This is a genomic window from Allokutzneria sp. NRRL B-24872, from assembly GCF_002155965.1.
Taxonomy (GTDB): domain Bacteria; phylum Actinomycetota; class Actinomycetes; order Mycobacteriales; family Pseudonocardiaceae; genus Allokutzneria.
This window is the reverse complement of sequence record NZ_MUMH01000108.1, coordinates 17,858-34,922: the sequence shown is the minus strand read 5'-3', so window position 1 is coordinate 34,922 and position 17,065 is coordinate 17,858. Positions and strand designations below refer to the sequence as shown.

The following is a 17,065-nucleotide window of genomic DNA, read 5'->3' as shown; positions in this document are numbered from 1 at the left end:
GATGTCGAAGCGGTGCGGGTCCTCGAAGAACGACGCGTCGCGGTTGGCGGCGGCGATGAGGACGCCGACCAGCTGACCGGGCTTGACGAGCTTCCCGGCGAGGTCGACCTCGGTGTGCGCGATGCGGACGGTGCCTTGCACGGGCGGCTCGTAGCGCAGGGTCTCCTCGACGGCGGACGCGGCGAGCGACGGGTCGGAGCGGAGCAGCTCCCATTGGGAAGGGTTGCGCAGCAAGGTGTGCACGGCGTTGCCGATCAGGTTCACGGTGGTCTCGAAGCCCGCGATCAACAGCAGCGTCGCGATGCCGAACACCTCGCGCGCGCTCACTTTCGACTCGTCCAGCGCGGACGCGAGGTCCTTGAGCACGCCGTCGGCGGGGTCGCGGAGCAAGCGCTCGAACAGCGAGATCAGCGACGCCGCCGCTGCCATCAGCTCCTTCGCCTGGCGCACGGAGCGAATACCGCCGAGTGCCGCGCCGACGAGCGCGCCGTACTCGGCGAACCGCGTGCGGTCGCGCGGAGGGACGCCGAGGAGGTCGCTGATGACGGCGATCGGTAGCGGCGCGGCCAGAGTGGACACAAGGTCGAAAGGACCGGAAACCTTGTCCAGCAAAGCATCCGCAGTCGCCGCGATCTGCGAGCGGTAGCTCTCCACGCGCTTGGGGTTGAACGCGGGAGCGGCGAGGCGGCGGAGCCGGGTGTGGTCGGGCGGGTCCATGTCGAGGAAGCTCTCCGGGAAGTGCCCCTCCACCACGTCGAGCCCGGACATCGGCACGGTCGCACCCTCCGCGGTCTTCATGCCGAAGCGGCGATCCCGCAGAACCTGGTTGCACAGCGGGAAGGACGTCACCGCCATGATCCCGGACGGAGCGCGGTACACCGGTCCCCTCGCCCGAATCCGTTCGTACAGCGGGTAAGGATCTTCCTGCCAGCGAGGTCGCTCCAACTGCGCGAACAGATCACCGAAGAGCGCGAACAGCTGCGAGGTGGCCTTCACCGCGGTGATCCGGGCGCCAATCCGAAGTGTCTGCATCTCCTCACGGTAAGGACGCCCGAGCCGAGAGCAGGCCGATGCCGAAGAACGTCGAAATTATTCTCCTGCAACGGAAAGCGTGCGGCGGGCACCTTCGACCAGTGCGGCGTCGACGAAGCGGCCGTCGGGAAGCGCGAGCGCGCCAGCGTCGGTGACGGCGGCCTCGACGATCTCGCGGGCTCGGGCCAGCTCGGCCTCCGTGGGCCGGTACGCGTGAGCGATGATCTCCAACTGCGCGGGGTGGATCGCGGCGCGTCCGAGGAAGCCCAGCGCGCGACCGCGTTCGCAGGAGCGGCGCAGCCCTTCGAGGTCGCGGACGTTGGTGTAGACCGACTGCGCGGGAGGAGGGAGCCCGGCGGCCCGCGCGGCGAGGACGACGCGGCTGCGCGCCCACGTCAGACCATCCTCAGTGGACACTCCGAGGTCGGCGGAGAGGTCGGCCTCCCCCAACGCGATTCCGGTGACACCGGCGGAGGCGATCTCGAACGCCCGCTCCACACCGAGCGCGGACTCCAGCAGCGGCACCAATGCCAAGCCGGGCGCCTGCGCCGCAACACGGTGCACCACAAGGGGATCGTCGACCTTCGGCAACCGCAACCCGCTCACGCCGGGCAATCCGACGAGGGCGGCCAGGTCAGCCGAAGCCAGCGGCCCGTCCAACGCGTTGACCCGCACGTGAACCGGCACCGGCGTTGGCGAGGACAGCAGGTCCTTCGCGGCGTCACGGGCGTAGGACTTGCGCTCCGGGGCGACCGCGTCCTCAAGGTCGACGATCACCACGTCAGCACCGGACGCGAACGCCTTCACCACTCGATCAGGCCGGTCGGCGGGGACGTAAAGCCACGTGATCACACCACACCTCGTTCCCGTAGAGTGGCGATCTCCGACGAGGAAAGACCAAGCCCGCCAAGCACTTCGTCGGTGTCGGCGCCGTGCGGTCGGCCCGCCCAACGGATCTCGCCGGGCGTCTCGGAGAGCCGGAAGAGGACGTTCTGCATGAGCACGGAGCCAAGCTCGGGATCGGGCACGCGCTGCAACGTGCCGAGCGCCTCGTACTGCGGGTCCTCCAGCACGTCGCGCACGTCGTAGATCGGCGCGACGGCGGCCTCAGCGCGCTCGAACTCCGCCATCACCTCATCGCGGGTGTGCTTGGCGATCCACCCGCCGACAGCCTCGTCGAGGACGTCGGCGTGCGCGGCGCGCTGCACTCCGGAGGCGAACCACGGCTGCTCGATCAGGTCCTCGCGGCCGACGAGCCGCATGACGCGCTCGGCGATGCTCTGCGCGGACGTGGACACGGCGACCCACTTGTCGTCGGAGGTCCGATAGGTGTTGCGGGGCGCGGTGTTCATCGACCGGTTGCCGGTGCGCGGCTGCACGTAGCCGAGCTGGTCGTACCAGATGGGCTGCGGTCCGAGCACGGTCAGGATCGGCTCGATGATCGCGAGATCCACGACCTGGCCCTTGCCGGTGTTCGCGCGCCCGTTCAGCGCGGCCATCACCGCGTACGCCGTGGTCAGCGCGCTGATCGAGTCGGCGAGCCCGAACGGCGGCAGCGTGGGCGGCCCGTCCGGCTCGCCGGTGATCGCGGCGAACCCGCTCATCGCCTCGGCCAGCGTGCCGAACCCGGCGCGGCGCGCGGACGGGCCGAACTGGCCGAAGCCGGTGACCCGCGCCAGCACCAGGCCGGGGTTGACCTCGGAAAGCCTGTCGTAGCCGAGGTTCCAGCGCTCCAACGTGCCGGGACGGAAGTTCTCGATCACCACGTCGCACGTCTCGACCAGCTTGAGCACCAGGTCTTGACCGTCCGTTGAGGACAGATCGATCGTTGTGGTCTTCTTGTTGCGGCCCAGCAGCTTCCACCACAGGCCGACGCCGTCCTTGGCCGGGCCGTGGCCGCGCGAGGGATCGGGCCTGCGCGGGTGCTCGACCTTGATCACCTCGGCGCCGAAGTCGCCGAGCAGGGTCGCCGCGAGCGGCCCCGCGAACAGGGTGGACATGTCCAGGACCCGAAGTCCGTCAAGTGGTCCGGTCATCGCTGCCCCTCCTCGACCAACGCTTCGATCTCAGCGCGCGCGGGCATCGAACTGGACGCGCCCGGCCGCTGGACCGCCAGCGCTGCCGCAGCGCTCGCCCAGGTCAGCGCCTCGGCAACCGGCTTCTTCTCGCCCAGCGCCACCGCGAGCGCGCCGACGAACGTGTCTCCGGCGGCCGTGGTGTCCACGGCGGTCACCGCGAAGGAGGGCACGCGGACCGGGGTCTCGCCGCGCGCCGCGTAGAGGCAGCCCTGCTCGCCGAGGGTCACGACCGCGACGGGAACCCGCTCCAGCAGCCAGTCGATCGTCTTGTCCAGATCGTCCACTCCGGACAGCGCTCGTGCCTCGTGCTCGTTCGGCACGATGACGTCCACATTGGACAGAAGTGCGCCCGGGAGGTCCTGGGTCGGCGCCGGGGTGAGCACGACCGTCGTGCCATTGGCCCTGGCCACCTCGGCGCCCGCGATCGCGGCGGACAGCGGCGCTTCGAGCTGCAACAGCAGGAAGTCGGCGGCGGCGATCCGCTCGGCGTCGCCGTCCTCGGTTCCGGTGATCGTCGCGTTGGCGGAGGGCACCACGACGATCGAGTTGCCGCCGCTGTCGTCCACCACGATGTGCGCGGTGCCGGTCGGCCCGGGCACGGTGCGCACTCCGGCAACGTCCACTCCGGACTCCGCGAGCGTACGTCGCACCGGCTCGCCGAACGAGTCGTCGCCGACCGCGCCGATCATCGCGACGCGACCGCCGGCCCGCGCAGCTGCGATGGCCTGGTTGGCGCCCTTGCCACCGGGGACCGTGCGGAACTCGCGCCCCATCACGGTTTCGCCGAGCGCGGGCGCGACCGCGACGTAGGTCGTCAGGTCCATGCTCGCGCTGCCAAGAACGACGATCATCGCTTCCCCTTCCCGGCAACGGCGACCGTCCGTGCGGCGAGCTCGTCGAACCCGATGCCGTCCATCCCGCCGACGCTCGTCGCGAGCCGGTTCTTCAGCGGAGCCGTCCAGCTCTCCGGCAGCGCCGCCGCGCCGAGCCGCACGCCGAGCAGCGAACCGACTGTCGCACCGTTGGAATCGGTGTCCCAGCCACCGGCGACGACTCTGCAGATCGATGCTTCGAAGTCACCGCCGCCGTGCACGACCGCCGCCGCGACGAGCGCGGAGTTGTTGACCGCGTGCACCCAGTGCAGGTGCCCGTTGTGGTCGTAGATCCGGTCGAGAACACGACTCCAGTTGGATTCTTCTTGTGCAGCAACGATTGCATGCCGCACCGCGACGGCGAGCCGGGACTGGGCAGGCACCACGGAGAGGCCCGCCTCCAGCCACTGCACGGGCTCCTCCAGCACGGCAGCGGCGGAAACCGCTGCGGCGACGAACATCGCGCCGTACACGCCGTTGGCGGTGTGGCTGAGCACCGCGTCGCGCCATGCCATCTCGGCCGCGACGCCCGGCCTTCCGGCGTTGATCCACCCGAACAGATCGGCCCGGATCTGCGCGCCGATCCACTCGCGGAACGGGTTGCGGTAGCTCGCCGTATCCGGCGGAGAGTGGCCCAGCAACAGGTTCCGGTACGCGATGCGCTCGGCCGTGAACGTCCGCCCGGCGGGCAGCTCGGCGAGCCACAGGTCGGCGACATCATCGGTGGTGAACCCGAAGCCCCTGCGTTCCAGCAGCATCAGCGCGAGCAACGGGTAGTTGAGGTCGTCGTCCTCCGGCATGCCGTCGATGTTCTCGATGAGGCTCGTCGGCCTGCTGCGGCGGTTCCACGGCCACCGCGCCGCGATCGCCTCGGAGAGCCCGATCTCGGTGAAGTAGCGTTGGATCGGCCAGTTGCCGGTGGCACGGGCGATCTCCTCGATCCCGATGCGCGGGATCTTCTCCACCGGCTTGCCGAGCAGGCAACCCACGGCTCGACCGAGCCAGGCGCCGTGCACCGAGTCCAACGACGGAGCACGCGAGCCGCACTCGTCCATCCACTGTGGACACTGCGACTTGATCTCAGCGAGATCCGTCGGGCCCGCCGCGCCGGGCAACAGCGCCAGCTCGTCCAGCAACTCCCCTGCCAACGCCCGCAGCTCAGCCGAAGCGCGCTCCGTCGAAGCCCCCGCGAGAGCCGGGCTCAGCTCCCCGCCAGCGGCGAGCCACCGACGCGCCACGGTCTTCGCGTCGCGGCCGTCCTCCTCGGCCTGGCGCAGCTCGTGACCCACGAGGTCCTCGGGCTGCACCCAGGACAGGCGCATCACGCCCGCCCGGCGAGGAGCACGCGGAAGGCGTCCTCGTGCTCGCGGCGACGGCGCACGTCGCGGTCGAAGATCTCGCGGGCGACCTCGGCCAGCTCCACCGCCGGAGCCTCCAGGTCGAGCTTGCTGGCCGTAGCCACGCGCTCCCGCCAGTCCGCAGGCACGTCGTCGATCCCGTTGAGCGCGCCGGAGATCGCGCCACCCATGCTCGCGATCGAGTCGCAGTCACGGCCGTAGTTGACCCCGCCGAGGATCGTGCCCCGCGTGTCGCCGCGCGCCACCACCAGCATGCCGAGCGCGATCGGCAGCTCTTCGATCGAGTGCAGCCTGCTGGGCCTGCGCGCGCCGAGGCCGGGCTTGCGGTACTCCGGGCCGACCGTGTCGAAGGGCTCGACGGCGTCGCGCAGCGCGGGGATCGCGGCTTCCCAGTCGTCGTGCTTGGACGCGACCTCGCACACCGACTCGATCGCCGCGCGGGTGCCGTCCTTGGCCAGCCGGACGCAGTCCGCGACTACGGTGTCCACTGTGGACTCCGGGCGGAACGCGGATGCGACACCGGCGGCGAAGACCGCGGCTGCTTCCCTGCCGTAGCTGGACTGGTGCGGCCCGGCGACCTCGATCGCCTCGGCGTAGGCGGCGTCCGGGTTGCCCGCGTTGACCACGCCGACCGGCGCCATGTACATCGCGGCGCCGCAGTTGACGATGTTGCCGACCCCGGCTTCACGCGGGTCGACGTGCCCGTAGTGCAGTCGCGCCACGATCCACTTCTCGGCGAGGAAGATGCGTTGCAGCGGAAGGGCTTCCGCCTCCAGCTCGGGAATCCAGACCTTGGTCCCGATCAGCTCGGGCACCAGGTGCTCGGCGATGGAGTAGGCGTCGATGTGGTCGCGCACCTTGGTGTAGACCCGGACCAGCGCGTGGGTCATCAGGGTGTCGTCGGTGACGTTGCCGTCGCCCTTGTGGTACGGCGCGATCGGCCGCGCGTCGCGCCAGTTCTCGTAGAACGGCGGCACGATCCCCTGGATGCGACCGCCGTAGCGCTCGATCAGGTCCTCCGGCGTCCAGCCCTCGGCGGGTCCGCCGAGCGCGTCTCCGACGGCGGCCCCGACCAGGCAGCCCTTGGCGCGGTCCTCCAGGGGTTTCGACACTGCTCCTTCTCCTCCTTCAGTTGCCGCGGGCGGAGATGCGGCCCGCGAGGTCGATGAGATCCGTTCCGGCCAGCCACGGCAGGCTCGTGCCGCGCAGTTCGCGGCAGCTCGCCCGCCAGGTCATCGGCACGTCCCCGGACTGTGACCCGGACAGGGCTCCGGCGAGCGCGCCGGTCAGCGCGGGCGCGGAGTCGGCCAGCCGGGACAGGCACGCGGCGGCCGAGACCGCCTCGCCCAAGCGCGCTCCGGATGCCAGCACGAGCGCCAGCGCGACCGGAACGGTCTCCGCGGCCGCGGTGCCGTAGCTGTACACGTGGTCGACGACCCCGTTCTCCAGCAACGGGATCAGGCTGAACGTGTCGCTGTGCCGTCCATAGTGGACAGCGCGGCGCGCGTTGCGGCCGATCTCCGTCCCGTCCGGCAGCTCCAGCAGCGCGGCGTCCACGGCTTCGGCCGGGCTCGCTCCGCCGAGCGCCGAGGAGATCGCCGCGGCCATCGCCCGCGCTCCGAGCACGCCGTCGCCGTCCTGGGTGTGCCGCGCGTCGACCTCGGCCAGCTCGGCGGCGGCGGCCGGATCGCCCGGGCACAACGTCGCCAGCCCGACGGCGCGAGCGCAGGCCGCGTCGTCGAAGAAGTGCGGGTTGTCGTGGCCGCTCGCGGGCGGGCGCAGCCCGGCGGCCAGGTTCGCCAGCCCCGCGCGCACGGAGATCCGCGCGGAGACGGGGCGCTTGTACTCGGCCAGCTCGATCCACGCGGAGCGCACCGCGTCGGCTCCGCCCGTTCCCGCCAGCGCGGCGAAAACGGCCCACTCGGCGTCGTCGGACGGGCCGAGCCGGAGCGCGGCGGTCGGCTGGTTCAACGCCATCGGCACGGGCAGGCTGCTCACCCCGTGCTCCTCGGCGAAGGTGTCCAGTTCCCTTGCCAGGCGACGGGTCCACGCGGGCAGCAGCCCCGCGCGGTGCTTCGCGGCGGGCCAGCCGAGCGCATCACCGACCGCGAGGCCCATCAGCGCGCCGACCACGCTCCCGCCCCGCGTCTTCCCGCGCACGTGGCGAACGGGCAGCGAGGCCACTTCGCGCACGGGCTGCGGCGTGGACACACGATCGCGTGGCGCGGCGTGCAGTTCGGTCGCCACGGTGGCGATGTGGTGCCCGGCGACGGCGCTGATGCAGGCACCCCGCACCGGCCCGATCTGCTCGACCCACTCGGCGGGAACGGCTGATTCCCCGTTGAGCGCGCCAGCGATCGCCCCCGCGATGGCCGCCGTGGTGTCCGCGTCGCGGCCCATGTTCACCGCGGTCAGGATCGAGGCGCGGACATCGCCGCCCGCCAGCTCAAGGGCTCCGAAGGCCAGCGCGACGGCCTCCGGCGCGAGGTCGGTCCACGGGTAGTCGCGCACGACCACCGCGTCCAGGATCTCCTCTTCCGCTTGCGCCGCAACGGCTCTGCGAATGGCTCGCGAGGTCCAGGAGTCCTCCGGGATCACCGCGAGACCAGCGGAGATCGAGTCCTTCAGCGTCGCCCCGCCCATGGCCGCGGCCACCGCGCCCGCGACGGCCTGACCGCCCAGGACGCCCTCGCCCTCGTGGCTGATCGAGCCGTCCACCGCGACCAGGCGCGCGGCCTCGGCGGGGTCCCCTGCCGCGAACACGCCGAACGGCGCTGCGCGCATGGCGAGGCCGTCGCTCCACGCATGCCGGTGCTGGGCGCTGAGCGGGGCGGAGAACCCGTGCTGGAGGTTCTCCACCGTGCCGCGCTCGCTGAACCCGGCACCCTTGAGCGGTTGGTCCACAATGGACTCCCGCCACGCCTTCTCCACGTCGGCGGGTGAGAGCGCCGCGCCGTGCTTGATGAGCAGCAGCGCGGAGAACACCGCGTACTCGGTGTCGTCGGTGCCGACCGGGTCGTCGGAGACGAAGCCCTCCACGCGACCCCAGCGCCGGGCGATCTCCGCGCGCGACAGGTTCTCCGCCGGTGCGCCGAGCGCGTCGCCGACCGCGAGCCCGAGCAGCGCGCCGCGTGCTTTCTCGGCCGTCATCGTTGGTACCTGGCCAGCACTCGGTTCCCGTCCTCGGTCAGTTTCCGGCTCAGCTCGTCGATGCTGATCTGGTTGCGGAAGTACTGCTGGAAGGCCGGAGTGGCGATCTTGTCCTTCCACTCCGCGTAGCCGCGCACGCGCTGCGACGGCGAGGTCCGCAGCGAGGCGCCCGCCGCGACGCCGACCTTCCACCCGAACTGCTCCACGTTCAGCTCCGGCGCCGCCAATGCCCTCGTGCTGGTCGGCAACATCCAGTCGCCCAACGCCAAACGCGCGGTGTTGGTCGGGTTCACCAGGTAGTCGATGAACTCCATCGCCTCGCGCTTGTGCGGGCTGTCCTCGGAGATCGACAGCGTCTGCGGGCTGACGCCCTGCTCCGGCCCGGTCCCGGTGAGCGGCGGCAGCGTCACCCAGTCGAAGCCCTTCGGCGCCTGCTGGCGCATCTGCTGCCGGTAGGACAGACCGAGGAAGACCATCGCGTACTTGCCCGCGAAGAATCCGGGCAACGAGTCCGATCCGCTCATGCCCAGCGCGCCGGGCGCCGCGGAGCCGTCTGTGTGCAGCTGCGCGTGAACCCGTTGCAGCACTTCACGTTCGGCCGGTCCGACGGTGGCGAGCAGCTTGCCGTCCTGCGGGTAGAAGAACTTCCCGTCGAAGTTCAGCGCGAGGTTGAGCATCGTGCTGACGGGCTGTTTCATCGGCCACGCGAAGCCGTACTGGTCGGCCTTGCCGTCACCGCTGGTGTCCTTGGTCAGCTTCTTGCTGATCTCGGCGAACTCGTCCCAGCTCCACGGCCTGTCCGGGGTCGGGACGCGCACGCCCGCCTGGGTGAGCAGCGCGCGGTTGGCCAGGATCACCTTGGGCTCCTGGAGGAACGGCACCCCGTAGACGCCCTGCTTGAAGCGCGTCGTCTCCCAGGTGGCGTCCGGGATGTCGGCCTTCAAACCGGGCGGCAACAACGTGGTCAGGTCGGCGAGGTAGCCGCCGTGGGCGAACTCGGAGAGGTCGTCGGAGGAGTTGTGGATGACATCCGCCGCCTCGCCACCGGCGAAGGAGGTGAGGAGCTGGTCGTGGATGCTGTCCCAGCTGCCCGGGACGTACTCCACCTGCACCTTGGGGTGCGTCCGGTTCCACTCGGCGACGATCTGCTTGTTCACCGCCACGGATTCCTTCTGCCAGGCCAGGCTGAGGAACCGCAGCTTCACCACGTCGGACTTCGGCGCGGTCGAGCACCCGACGAGCGCGAGCACCAGCAGGAGCACCAGGCGCTTCATCCCTTCACCGCCCCTGTGAGCATGCCGGCGGTCAACCGGCGCTGGATGAACATGAAGAACAGCAGGCTCGGGATCGTGGTCAGCAGCGCCGCGGCGGCCAGCGGGCCGAGGTCGGCGACGCCCTCAGCACCGAGGAAGCGGGTCAGCAGCACGGGGAGCGTCTGCTTCTCCGGCGTCTTCAGCAGCACCAGCGCGAAGAAGAACTCGTTCCACGCGCTGATGAAGGAGAACATCACCGTCGCCACCAGCCCGGGCGTGAGCAACGGGAAGACGATGTGCCACAACGCCCTTCCCTTCGAAGCGCCGTCGACGGAGGCGGCTTCCTCCAGCTCCGGCGGGATCGCGCGGACGTAGCCCTGGAGCATCCAGAGCGTGAAGGGCAGGTTCCACACCACGTAGACCATGATCAGCCCGGCCTGCGAGTCCACCAGGTAGAAGCTCTTCAGCAGCAGGAACAGCGGGATGATCACCAGAACGAACGGGAACATCTGGCTGACGAGGATCCAGCCCGTGGTGAGCCTGGTCAGCGTCGAGCGGTAGCGCGCGAGCACGTAGGCGGCGGGCACCGCGAGCACCATCGTGATCAGCGACGAGGTCACCGCGACCGTGAGGCTGTTCATCCCGGCCTGCACCAACGGCTGCTCGGTGAACGCCGTGATGAAGTTCGCCGTGGTGGCCTCGCGCGGAATCCAGGTCGGATCGATCGACGCCAGCTCGCGCGGCCCCTTGAAGGCGGTGGAAACCAACCACACCAGGGGAAATCCGAGAAAGACGAGGTAACAGATCAACGCGAAGTACTGGGCCGTCCGCTTCACTGGTCGACCTCCTTCAGCCGCGAGCGCAGGTACACCGCGAGGAAGACCGCGATCACCGCGACCATCACCGAGCCCATCGCGGCGGCGTAGCCGAACTGGCCGTACTTGAAGGCTTCCTCGTAGGCGAAGAGCATCGGCAGCCGTGTCTCGCCGCCCGGGCCGCCCTGCGTCAGCACGTAGACCAGGCCGAAGGAGTTGAAGTTCCAGATGAAGTTCAGTGCCGTGATCGCCGTGACCACCGGGCGCAGCGACGGCCAGGTCACCACCCAGAACCGGCGCAGCGGCCCGGCTCCGTCGATCGCGGCGGCCTCGTGCAGCGTCTTCGGCACGTTCTGCAGGCCCGCCAACAGGGTCACGGTGGTCTGCGGCATCCCGGCCCACACGCCGACCACGATCACGGCGGGCAGCGCCATGCCGAAGGTGGCCAGCCAGTCCACGTTGTCCTCAAGCAGACCCACGTCGCGCAGCGTGTGGTTCAGCACGCCCGCGTCGGAGTGGTAGACCAGCCGCCACATGATGCCGACGACGACCTCCGGCATCGCCCACGGCACCAGCGCGAGCGTGCGCGCCAGCCACCGCAGGCGCAGGTTCTGGTTGAGCAGCAACGCCAAGCCGAGCGACAGCACGAACTGCAACGCCGTCACCACGACCGCCCAGATGAGGCCGATCTTGAAGGAGGCCCAGAACAGCGAATCCCTGGCCAGGTCGGCGTAGTTGTCAACGCCGGTGACCGCCGTGACCGACTCGCGGCCGAAGCTGGCGTTGGTGAAGCCCAGCAGCAGGCCGTAGACCAGCGGACCGACGCTGAGCAGCAGGATCGGGATCAGCACGGGCAGAACCAGGAACCAGGCGTCGCGCTCCAGCCCCAACGGGCCCTTCCTGCGCACGGCCAGCACGGTCATCGGCGGGGATGCCTTCCTACGAGCGGGTGGACTCTCGCGCGACAAGTTCGGGTGTCACCGACACCCACCTCGGTTCGCGGTCCCGGCCCTCCCCGAGCCGGTCGACGAGCAGCTCTGCCGCGAGCTCCCCGCGCCGCGCCGACCCCAGCCCCACGCTGGTCAGGGTCGGCCAGGTGACGCGTGCCAGTTCGGTGTCGTCCATGCCGACCACCGCCACGTCGTCCGGGACGCGGCGACCCGCCTCCCGCAGTGCCCGCAGCGCCCCGACCGCGATCAGGTCGTTGGCGCAGAACAGGCCGTCAAGATCGGGAACGCGCTCCAGCAGCCGCTTCGCCGCCTCGGCACCGGAATCCGTCTGGAACTGCCCGGACTCCACCAGCTCCGCGCCGTCGAGCCCGGCGGTGGCGAGGCCGTCCAGGTAGCCCTTGTAGCGGGCCTGACCGGGCACGGTGTCCAAGGGGCCGTTGAGGAAACCGATCCGCCTGCGCCCGATGCCGACCAGGTGCGCCACCGCCATCGCGGCCCCGACCCGCGAGTCCACGCGCACGTTGTCCAGTCGCACGCCCTCCGGAAGCGACCCGATCACCACCACCGGCGCCACCGCCCGGCTCAGCTCGTCGAGGTGCTCGCGGGTGATCCGGATCGGCGAGATGATCAGGCCCTCGGTGTGCCGGTCGGCCAGGCTGCGCAGCGCGCGCAGCTCCTCCTCGCGGTCGGCCCCGGTGGAGTGCAGCAGCAACCGGTAGCCCGCTTCCTTGGCCACCGCCTGGATGCGCCGCACCATCGCGACGTAGACCGGGTTGCCGATGTCCTCCATGGCGAAGGCGATCTGCCCGGAGCGACCCCCGCGCAGCGACCGCGCCATGGCGTTGGGCACGTACCCGAGCTCGGTGGCCGCGGCCTGGACCTTGCGCACCGTGTCCGGCCGTCCGCCGAGCCCGTTGAGCACCCGGGAGACCGAGGCGATGGACACGCCCGCCCGCCGCGCGATCGTCTCGATCGTCGCAGGTCCGCTGTCCGCGCTCGTCACTCCGCCTCCGCTCCCGACCCCTCCTGGAAACGTTTACAGTCCGCGTCGGGCGGTGCGCTGGAAACCTTTACAGCGGGGATGGGACGAGAGGATTCCCCACGGCGGGGCGCCCGTCAAGCTCAGGCGATCACCTGAATCCCGGATTCTTCCGAGACCTCGCCGCTGTAGCGTGCCTGGTTCCCGTCAACGATCTTCGGCAGGGGGTGCCCGGTGGAGCAGGTCAAGATCACCGTCACGGACGGCGGCGACGATGGCGACGCCGCCGCGGAGCTGCGCTCGCTGCTGGGCTGGCTGCTGCGCGAGGACGACCTGGAGACGCCGAGGCTGGCTCCCGCCGTCCCCGCCGAGGGCGAGATGGGCGCGCTGGCCGACACGATCCTGCTGCTGGTGTCCGCCAACGGCATGGCCGTGCTCCGCAGCGCGGTCAAGACCTGGCTGCGGCAGCGCAGGGCCAACGTGGAGGTCACCATCCGCACCCCGGACGGCGAGACCTCGCTGAAGATCAACGGACTGCCCGCGTCGGGCGCGGTGGGGCTGGCCTACCGCAGCATCGAGCAGGCCGACCGCAGCGCCGAGCGGGCCCCCGACGCCGAGTAGCGCCGCCGTGCGCCTCCCCGACCGGCTGACCTCCTCGGCCGTGCTGATCGGCACCGCCACCCACCACCACGCCGACCTGCACGCGCTCGACGCCGTCGCCAACAACCTCGCCGACCTCGCGGCCCTGCTCACCCACCCCGAGCACGGCGGCTTCGACCCCGCGCGCGTGCACACCTTCCTCGACCCCGGCCTCGGCATCGCGCGCGAGCTCACCCAGATCGCCAGGGCCACCAGCGACGTGCTCCTGCTCTACTACGCCGGGCACGGCCTCGTGGACGAGGACGGCGACCTCTACCTCGCGCTGCCGAGCACCGATCCCGACCACGTCTGGTCCACCGCGCTGCCGTTCTCGGCGCTGCGGCGCGTGCAGACCAGCAGCCCCGCGAAGTCGCGGATCGTGGTGCTCGACTGCTGCTTCTCCGGCAGCGCGATCGGCGCCATGGCCGACGCGCAGTCGCTGGTCACCGGGCAGGTGCAGGTCAAGGGCTCCTACATCCTCACCTCCGCTCCGCCCAACCAGGCCGCACAGGCTCCGCCCGGCGCGCGCAACACCGCCTTCACCGGCGAGCTGATCACGTTGCTGCGCAAGGGAGTCGAGGGCGCGGGGCCGCTGCTCCCGGTCGGCGACCTCTACCTCCCCCTGCTGCGCGCCATGCTCGCGCGGAACCTGCCGCGACCGCAGCAGAGCGGCACCGACACGATCGCGCTGCTCGGGCTGACCCGCAATCCCGCGCACTCCGGCGCCGTCGTCGAGCTGCCACCACTGTCCACTGTGGACCTCCTGGAGGAGGCGCGGCGACTGCGCGAGGCCGGCGACGTGGACGGCGCCATCGCCGAGTACCTCCGCGTCATCGAGGTGGGCGGCTCCGACGTGCTCGCCGACGCCCTCTACGAACTCGGCTACCTCCGTTTCACGCAGGGGGACCTGTCCGGCTCGCGCTCGGCCATGCAGCGCGTCATCGACCTGCGCGACCCCGACCTGACGCCGTGGGCCTACAGCCACCTCGGCTACGCGCTCGACAAGCAGGGCAACACCATCGGCGCCAAGGCCGCGTACCGGCGCGCGATCGACTCCGGTCACCCCGACGCCAGCGCCCACGCCGCAGTCAACCTCGGCGTCCTTCTCGCCGCGGAGGGCGATGTGCCCGGCGCGCAACGGGCTTACGAGATCGCCATCGACGCGCGGCACCCCGAGTTCGGCCCGCACGCCGCGGCCAACCTGGGGATGCTGTTGGGGCACAACGGTGATGTCGTCGGAGCCCACGCCGCCTTCCAAACGGCGATCGACTCCGAGCACCCCGAGTTCGCCCCCGTCGCCGCCATCAACCTGGCCTCCCTGCTCGACTACCAGGACGACGTCGAGGGCGCGCGTACCGCCTACCAGCTCGCCATCGACTCCGGCCACCCCGAGCACGCGCCGTGGGCGATGGCGTTGCTCGGCCCCCTCCTCGACGTGCGGCTCAACGACACCACCGGCGCGCGGTGGTTCATCCAGCGGGCCATCGACTCCGGGCACGCCGACGCCGCGCCGTACGCGATGAGCGCGCTCGGCACGTTCCTCGAACGGCAGGGCGACATCGACGGCGCGCAGGCCGCCTACTGGAGGGCCATCGCGACCGCGCACGTGTCCTACGCCCCGATGGCCGCGAACAACCTCGGCCTGCTCCTCATGCGCAACGGCGACAACTTCGCCGCTCGGTCCGCGCTCCAACGCGCCATCGACTCCGGCCACGCCGAGATGGCACCCCAGGCCGCCCTGAACCTCGGGGGCCTGCTCGCCCGCACCGGCGACGTCGGCGGGGCGCGCTCCGCATTCCGGCGGGTCATCGACGCCCGGCACCCGCACTGGACACCGTTGGCGCTGAACAACCTCGGCACGCTGCTCAACGAGCAGGGCGATCTCCCCGGCGCCATCGCGTGCTACCGCCGGGCCGTGGACTCCGGCAACACGACCGTGGTGCCCATGGCGCTCAACAACCTCGGCGCCGCCTTGTTCAGCCAGGGCGACATGCGCGGCGCCGAGGACGCTTTCCGGCGCGCGAGCGAGACCGACTCCCCCGAGCAGGCCGCGCTGGCCCACAACAACCTCGGCCTCGTCCACCTCAACGAGGGCGACACCGAGGGCGCCCGCGCCGCTTTCCAACGCGCGCTCGACTTCGACGTGCCCGCGCAGACCGAGACAGCGCGCGAGCAGCTGCGACAGCTGGAGCGGTAGTTCACCTAGTTCCCTGGCGCGGGCAAACGCGGAACACTGTCGAGGCCGCCATCAATGCCACTGCGAGGTAGGGAGCAATTGAGATGCAGCTCGACGGGGCCGGGGTGGTCGTCACCGGCGGCGGGAACGGGATCGGTGCGGCGCTGGTGCGGGAACTGGCGGGGCGCGGGGCCCGTGTCGTGGTGAACGACTTGGACGGGGACGCGGCGCGGCGGGTGGCGGAGGAGGTCGGCGGGACGGCGGTGCCCGGGGACGCGGCCTCGGAGCAGGGCGTCGAAGGACTCATCGGGCGGGCGCGCGAGGTGCTGGGCGAGATCGACCTGTACTGCGCGAACGCGGGGATCGCGCCGCTCGGCGGGCCGGAGGCGTCTGAGGCCGAGTGGGAGCGGGCCTGGCAGGTGAACGTGATGTCGCACGTGCGCGCGGCGAGACTGCTGGTGCAGCCGTGGTTGGAGCGCGGGCGCGGGCACTTCCTGAGCACGGTGTCGGCGGCGGGGATGTTGATGTCGTTGGGCGCGGCGCCGTACTCGGTGAGCAAGCACGCGGCGTTCAGCTTCGCGGAGTGGTTGTCGGCGACCTACGGGCACCGCGGCGTCACAGTGCAGTGCCTGTGCCCGCAAGGGGTTCGCACAGACATGATCGAGAACACCGGGCGGATGGGCGAACTGCTGCTGAAGCCGAACGCGCTCGAGGCCGAGGAGGTCGCGCGAATCACCGCGGATGCCTTGGTGGACGGCGGTTTTCTGATCCTGCCGCATGGCGACGTCGCCAAGTACTACGCCCATCGCGGCGCGGACACCGACCACTGGCTGGCCGGAATGCGCGAACTCCAGAAGAAGCTGGACTAGAAGGCGTACGTCACCCCGGTCAGCTCCTCGGACACCGACCACAGGCGCGCGGCGGTGTCCGGGTCGGTGGCGGCGTGCACGGGCTGCACGCGCTTCGGGTAGCCCCGCATCTCCCCCAGCCCGTCCGGCCCGAAGAAGTCACCACCGCGCACATCCGCCGCCGTCGCCGCGTACAGCTGCGGCAGCGCGCCCTGCTCGGCGCTCTGCGCGACCAACATGTTCGCGGGCTTCAGCAACAGGTTCAGCACGCCAGTCGGCCCGCTGGACTGCAAGTTCGTCGCGGAGTAGCCGGGGTGCGCGTAGGTGCTCACCAGCGACGAGCCCGCGCGCCGGTGGAGTTCGAGCGCGAAGAGCACGTTCGCGAGCTTGGACTGCGCGTAGGCGTCGACCGGCGAGTAGGCGCGCTCTCCGACGAGGTCGTCGAACTGGATGGCGCCGCGCCGGTGCAGGCCGGAGGTCACCGTGACCACGCGCTCGCGGATCTGCCCGAGCAGCAGTCCGGTCAGCGCGAAGTGCCCGAGGTGGTTGGTGGCGAACTGCGACTCGAAGCCCTGCTTGGTCAGCTTGCGCGGCGGCATCATCACGCCCGCGTTGTTGACCAGCACGTCCACCGGCTCGTCGAAGCCGTTCGCGAACGCGCGCACCGAATCGAGGTCGGCGAGGTCCAGCGAGGCCAGCTCCAGGCTCGCGCCCGGGTACTCCACGCGGATCTTGGCCAGCGCCGCCCGGCCGCGCTCGGCGTTGCGCGCGGTCAGCACCACGCGGGCGCCCTTCGCGGCGAGGGCGCGGGCGGTCTCGAAGCCGAGGCCGCTGTTCGCGCCCGTCACCACGAAGGTCCTGCCCTCCTGGTCCGGGATCTGCTCAGCGGTCCAGCGCGTCTTCGTCATGCCCCAA

At 70.9% G+C, this 17,065-nt stretch carries 15 protein-coding genes; 3 read left to right on the top strand and 12 right to left on the bottom strand.

Going from position 1 to position 17,065, the window contains the following annotated elements; translation table 11 throughout:
- The 11 genes from CCN37_RS26170 to CCN37_RS26120 all read right to left on the bottom strand — a co-directional run.
- The coding region (locus CCN37_RS26170; RefSeq protein ID WP_086825772.1) for a cytochrome P450 at window positions 1-1,032 on the bottom strand (1,032 nt) is incomplete at its 3' end.
- Between the two features lie 57 nt (window positions 1,033-1,089).
- Entirely contained in the window at window positions 1,090-1,884 is a 795-nt protein-coding gene (locus CCN37_RS26165; RefSeq protein ID WP_086825770.1) for a CoA ester lyase, read from the bottom strand.
- Window positions 1,881-3,068 carry a CaiB/BaiF CoA-transferase family protein gene (locus CCN37_RS26160; RefSeq protein ID WP_086825768.1) on the bottom strand — a complete coding sequence of 396 codons (1,188 nt, stop codon included), beginning with the start codon at window positions 3,066-3,068 and terminating at the stop codon, window positions 1,881-1,883. The genes CCN37_RS26165 and CCN37_RS26160 overlap by 4 nt, the downstream gene beginning before the upstream one ends.
- On the bottom strand, window positions 3,065-3,961 hold the full coding sequence (gene rbsK, locus CCN37_RS26155) for a ribokinase (protein ID WP_086825766.1): 897 nt from the start codon (window positions 3,959-3,961) through the stop codon (window positions 3,065-3,067). Before rbsK ends, CCN37_RS26160 begins: the two co-directional genes overlap by 4 nt.
- The gene (locus CCN37_RS26150) at window positions 3,958-5,304 is read right to left on the bottom strand and encodes an ADP-ribosylglycohydrolase family protein (RefSeq protein ID WP_086825764.1); all 1,347 of its coding nucleotides are present in this window, start codon (window positions 5,302-5,304) and stop codon (window positions 3,958-3,960) included. The genes rbsK and CCN37_RS26150 overlap by 4 nt, the downstream gene beginning before the upstream one ends.
- Window positions 5,304-6,452 (bottom strand): ADP-ribosylglycohydrolase family protein, encoded by a 1,149-nt coding sequence (locus CCN37_RS26145; RefSeq protein ID WP_210408203.1) that lies wholly within the window; start codon window positions 6,450-6,452, stop codon window positions 5,304-5,306. Before CCN37_RS26145 ends, CCN37_RS26150 begins: the two co-directional genes overlap by 1 nt.
- Window positions 6,453-6,468: 16 nt before the next feature.
- Window positions 6,469-8,490: an ADP-ribosylglycohydrolase family protein gene (locus tag CCN37_RS26140; protein ID WP_086825760.1), complete on the bottom strand. Its 2,022-nt coding sequence runs from the start codon at window positions 8,488-8,490 to the stop codon at window positions 6,469-6,471.
- Window positions 8,487-9,764, bottom strand: coding sequence for a sugar ABC transporter substrate-binding protein (locus CCN37_RS26135; protein WP_086825757.1), 1,278 nt, complete (start codon window positions 9,762-9,764; stop codon window positions 8,487-8,489). The genes CCN37_RS26140 and CCN37_RS26135 overlap by 4 nt, the downstream gene beginning before the upstream one ends.
- On the bottom strand, window positions 9,761-10,579 hold the full coding sequence (locus tag CCN37_RS26130) for a carbohydrate ABC transporter permease (RefSeq protein WP_086825755.1): 819 nt from the start codon (window positions 10,577-10,579) through the stop codon (window positions 9,761-9,763). Before CCN37_RS26130 ends, CCN37_RS26135 begins: the two co-directional genes overlap by 4 nt.
- Window positions 10,576-11,481, bottom strand: a complete 906-nt coding sequence (locus tag CCN37_RS26125) for a carbohydrate ABC transporter permease (protein ID WP_086825753.1) — start codon at window positions 11,479-11,481, stop codon at window positions 10,576-10,578. Before CCN37_RS26125 ends, CCN37_RS26130 begins: the two co-directional genes overlap by 4 nt.
- Window positions 11,482-11,497: 16 nt before the next feature.
- Entirely contained in the window at window positions 11,498-12,511 is a 1,014-nt protein-coding gene (locus tag CCN37_RS26120) for a LacI family DNA-binding transcriptional regulator (protein ID WP_210408202.1), read from the bottom strand.
- 210 nt (window positions 12,512-12,721) lie between these two features.
- Here CCN37_RS26120 and CCN37_RS26115 point away from each other — a divergent pair, with 210 nt between their 5' ends.
- The 3 genes from CCN37_RS26115 to CCN37_RS26105 all read left to right on the top strand — a co-directional run bounded on the left by CCN37_RS26115 (window position 12,722) and on the right by CCN37_RS26105 (window position 16,171).
- Window positions 12,722-13,108 (top strand): hypothetical protein, encoded by a 387-nt coding sequence (locus tag CCN37_RS26115; protein ID WP_086825751.1) that lies wholly within the window; start codon window positions 12,722-12,724, stop codon window positions 13,106-13,108.
- Window positions 13,109-13,115: 7 nt separating this feature from the next.
- Complete coding sequence (locus CCN37_RS26110) at window positions 13,116-15,323, top strand: tetratricopeptide repeat protein (RefSeq protein ID WP_086825749.1); 2,208 nt, start codon at window positions 13,116-13,118, stop codon at window positions 15,321-15,323.
- Between the two features lie 77 nt (window positions 15,324-15,400).
- Window positions 15,401-16,171 (top strand): SDR family oxidoreductase, encoded by a 771-nt coding sequence (locus tag CCN37_RS26105; RefSeq protein WP_371505028.1) that lies wholly within the window; start codon window positions 15,401-15,403, stop codon window positions 16,169-16,171.
- Here CCN37_RS26105 and CCN37_RS26100 read toward each other — a convergent pair.
- The gene (locus CCN37_RS26100; protein WP_086825745.1) at window positions 16,168-17,058 is read right to left on the bottom strand and encodes an oxidoreductase; all 891 of its coding nucleotides are present in this window, start codon (window positions 17,056-17,058) and stop codon (window positions 16,168-16,170) included. The genes CCN37_RS26105 and CCN37_RS26100 overlap by 4 nt on opposite strands.
- Window positions 17,059-17,065 lie beyond the last annotated feature (7 nt).

What these genes read in the sequence shown, in the direction of transcription:
- CCN37_RS26160 (WP_086825768.1), bottom strand. Translation starts at nt 3,068, where the DNA reads ATGACCGGACCACTTGACGGACTTCGGGTCCTGGACATGTCCACCCTG.
- rbsK (WP_086825766.1), bottom strand. Translation starts at nt 3,961, where the DNA reads ATGATCGTCGTTCTTGGCAGCGCGAGCATGGACCTGACGACCTACGTC.
- CCN37_RS26150 (WP_086825764.1), bottom strand. Translation starts at nt 5,304, where the DNA reads ATGCGCCTGTCCTGGGTGCAGCCCGAGGACCTCGTGGGTCACGAGCTG.
- CCN37_RS26140 (WP_086825760.1), bottom strand. Translation starts at nt 8,490, where the DNA reads ATGACGGCCGAGAAAGCACGCGGCGCGCTGCTCGGGCTCGCGGTCGGC.
- CCN37_RS26135 (WP_086825757.1), bottom strand. Translation starts at nt 9,764, where the DNA reads ATGAAGCGCCTGGTGCTCCTGCTGGTGCTCGCGCTCGTCGGGTGCTCG.
- CCN37_RS26125 (WP_086825753.1), bottom strand. Translation starts at nt 11,481, where the DNA reads ATGACCGTGCTGGCCGTGCGCAGGAAGGGCCCGTTGGGGCTGGAGCGC.
- CCN37_RS26100 (WP_086825745.1), bottom strand. Translation starts at nt 17,058, where the DNA reads ATGACGAAGACGCGCTGGACCGCTGAGCAGATCCCGGACCAGGAGGGC.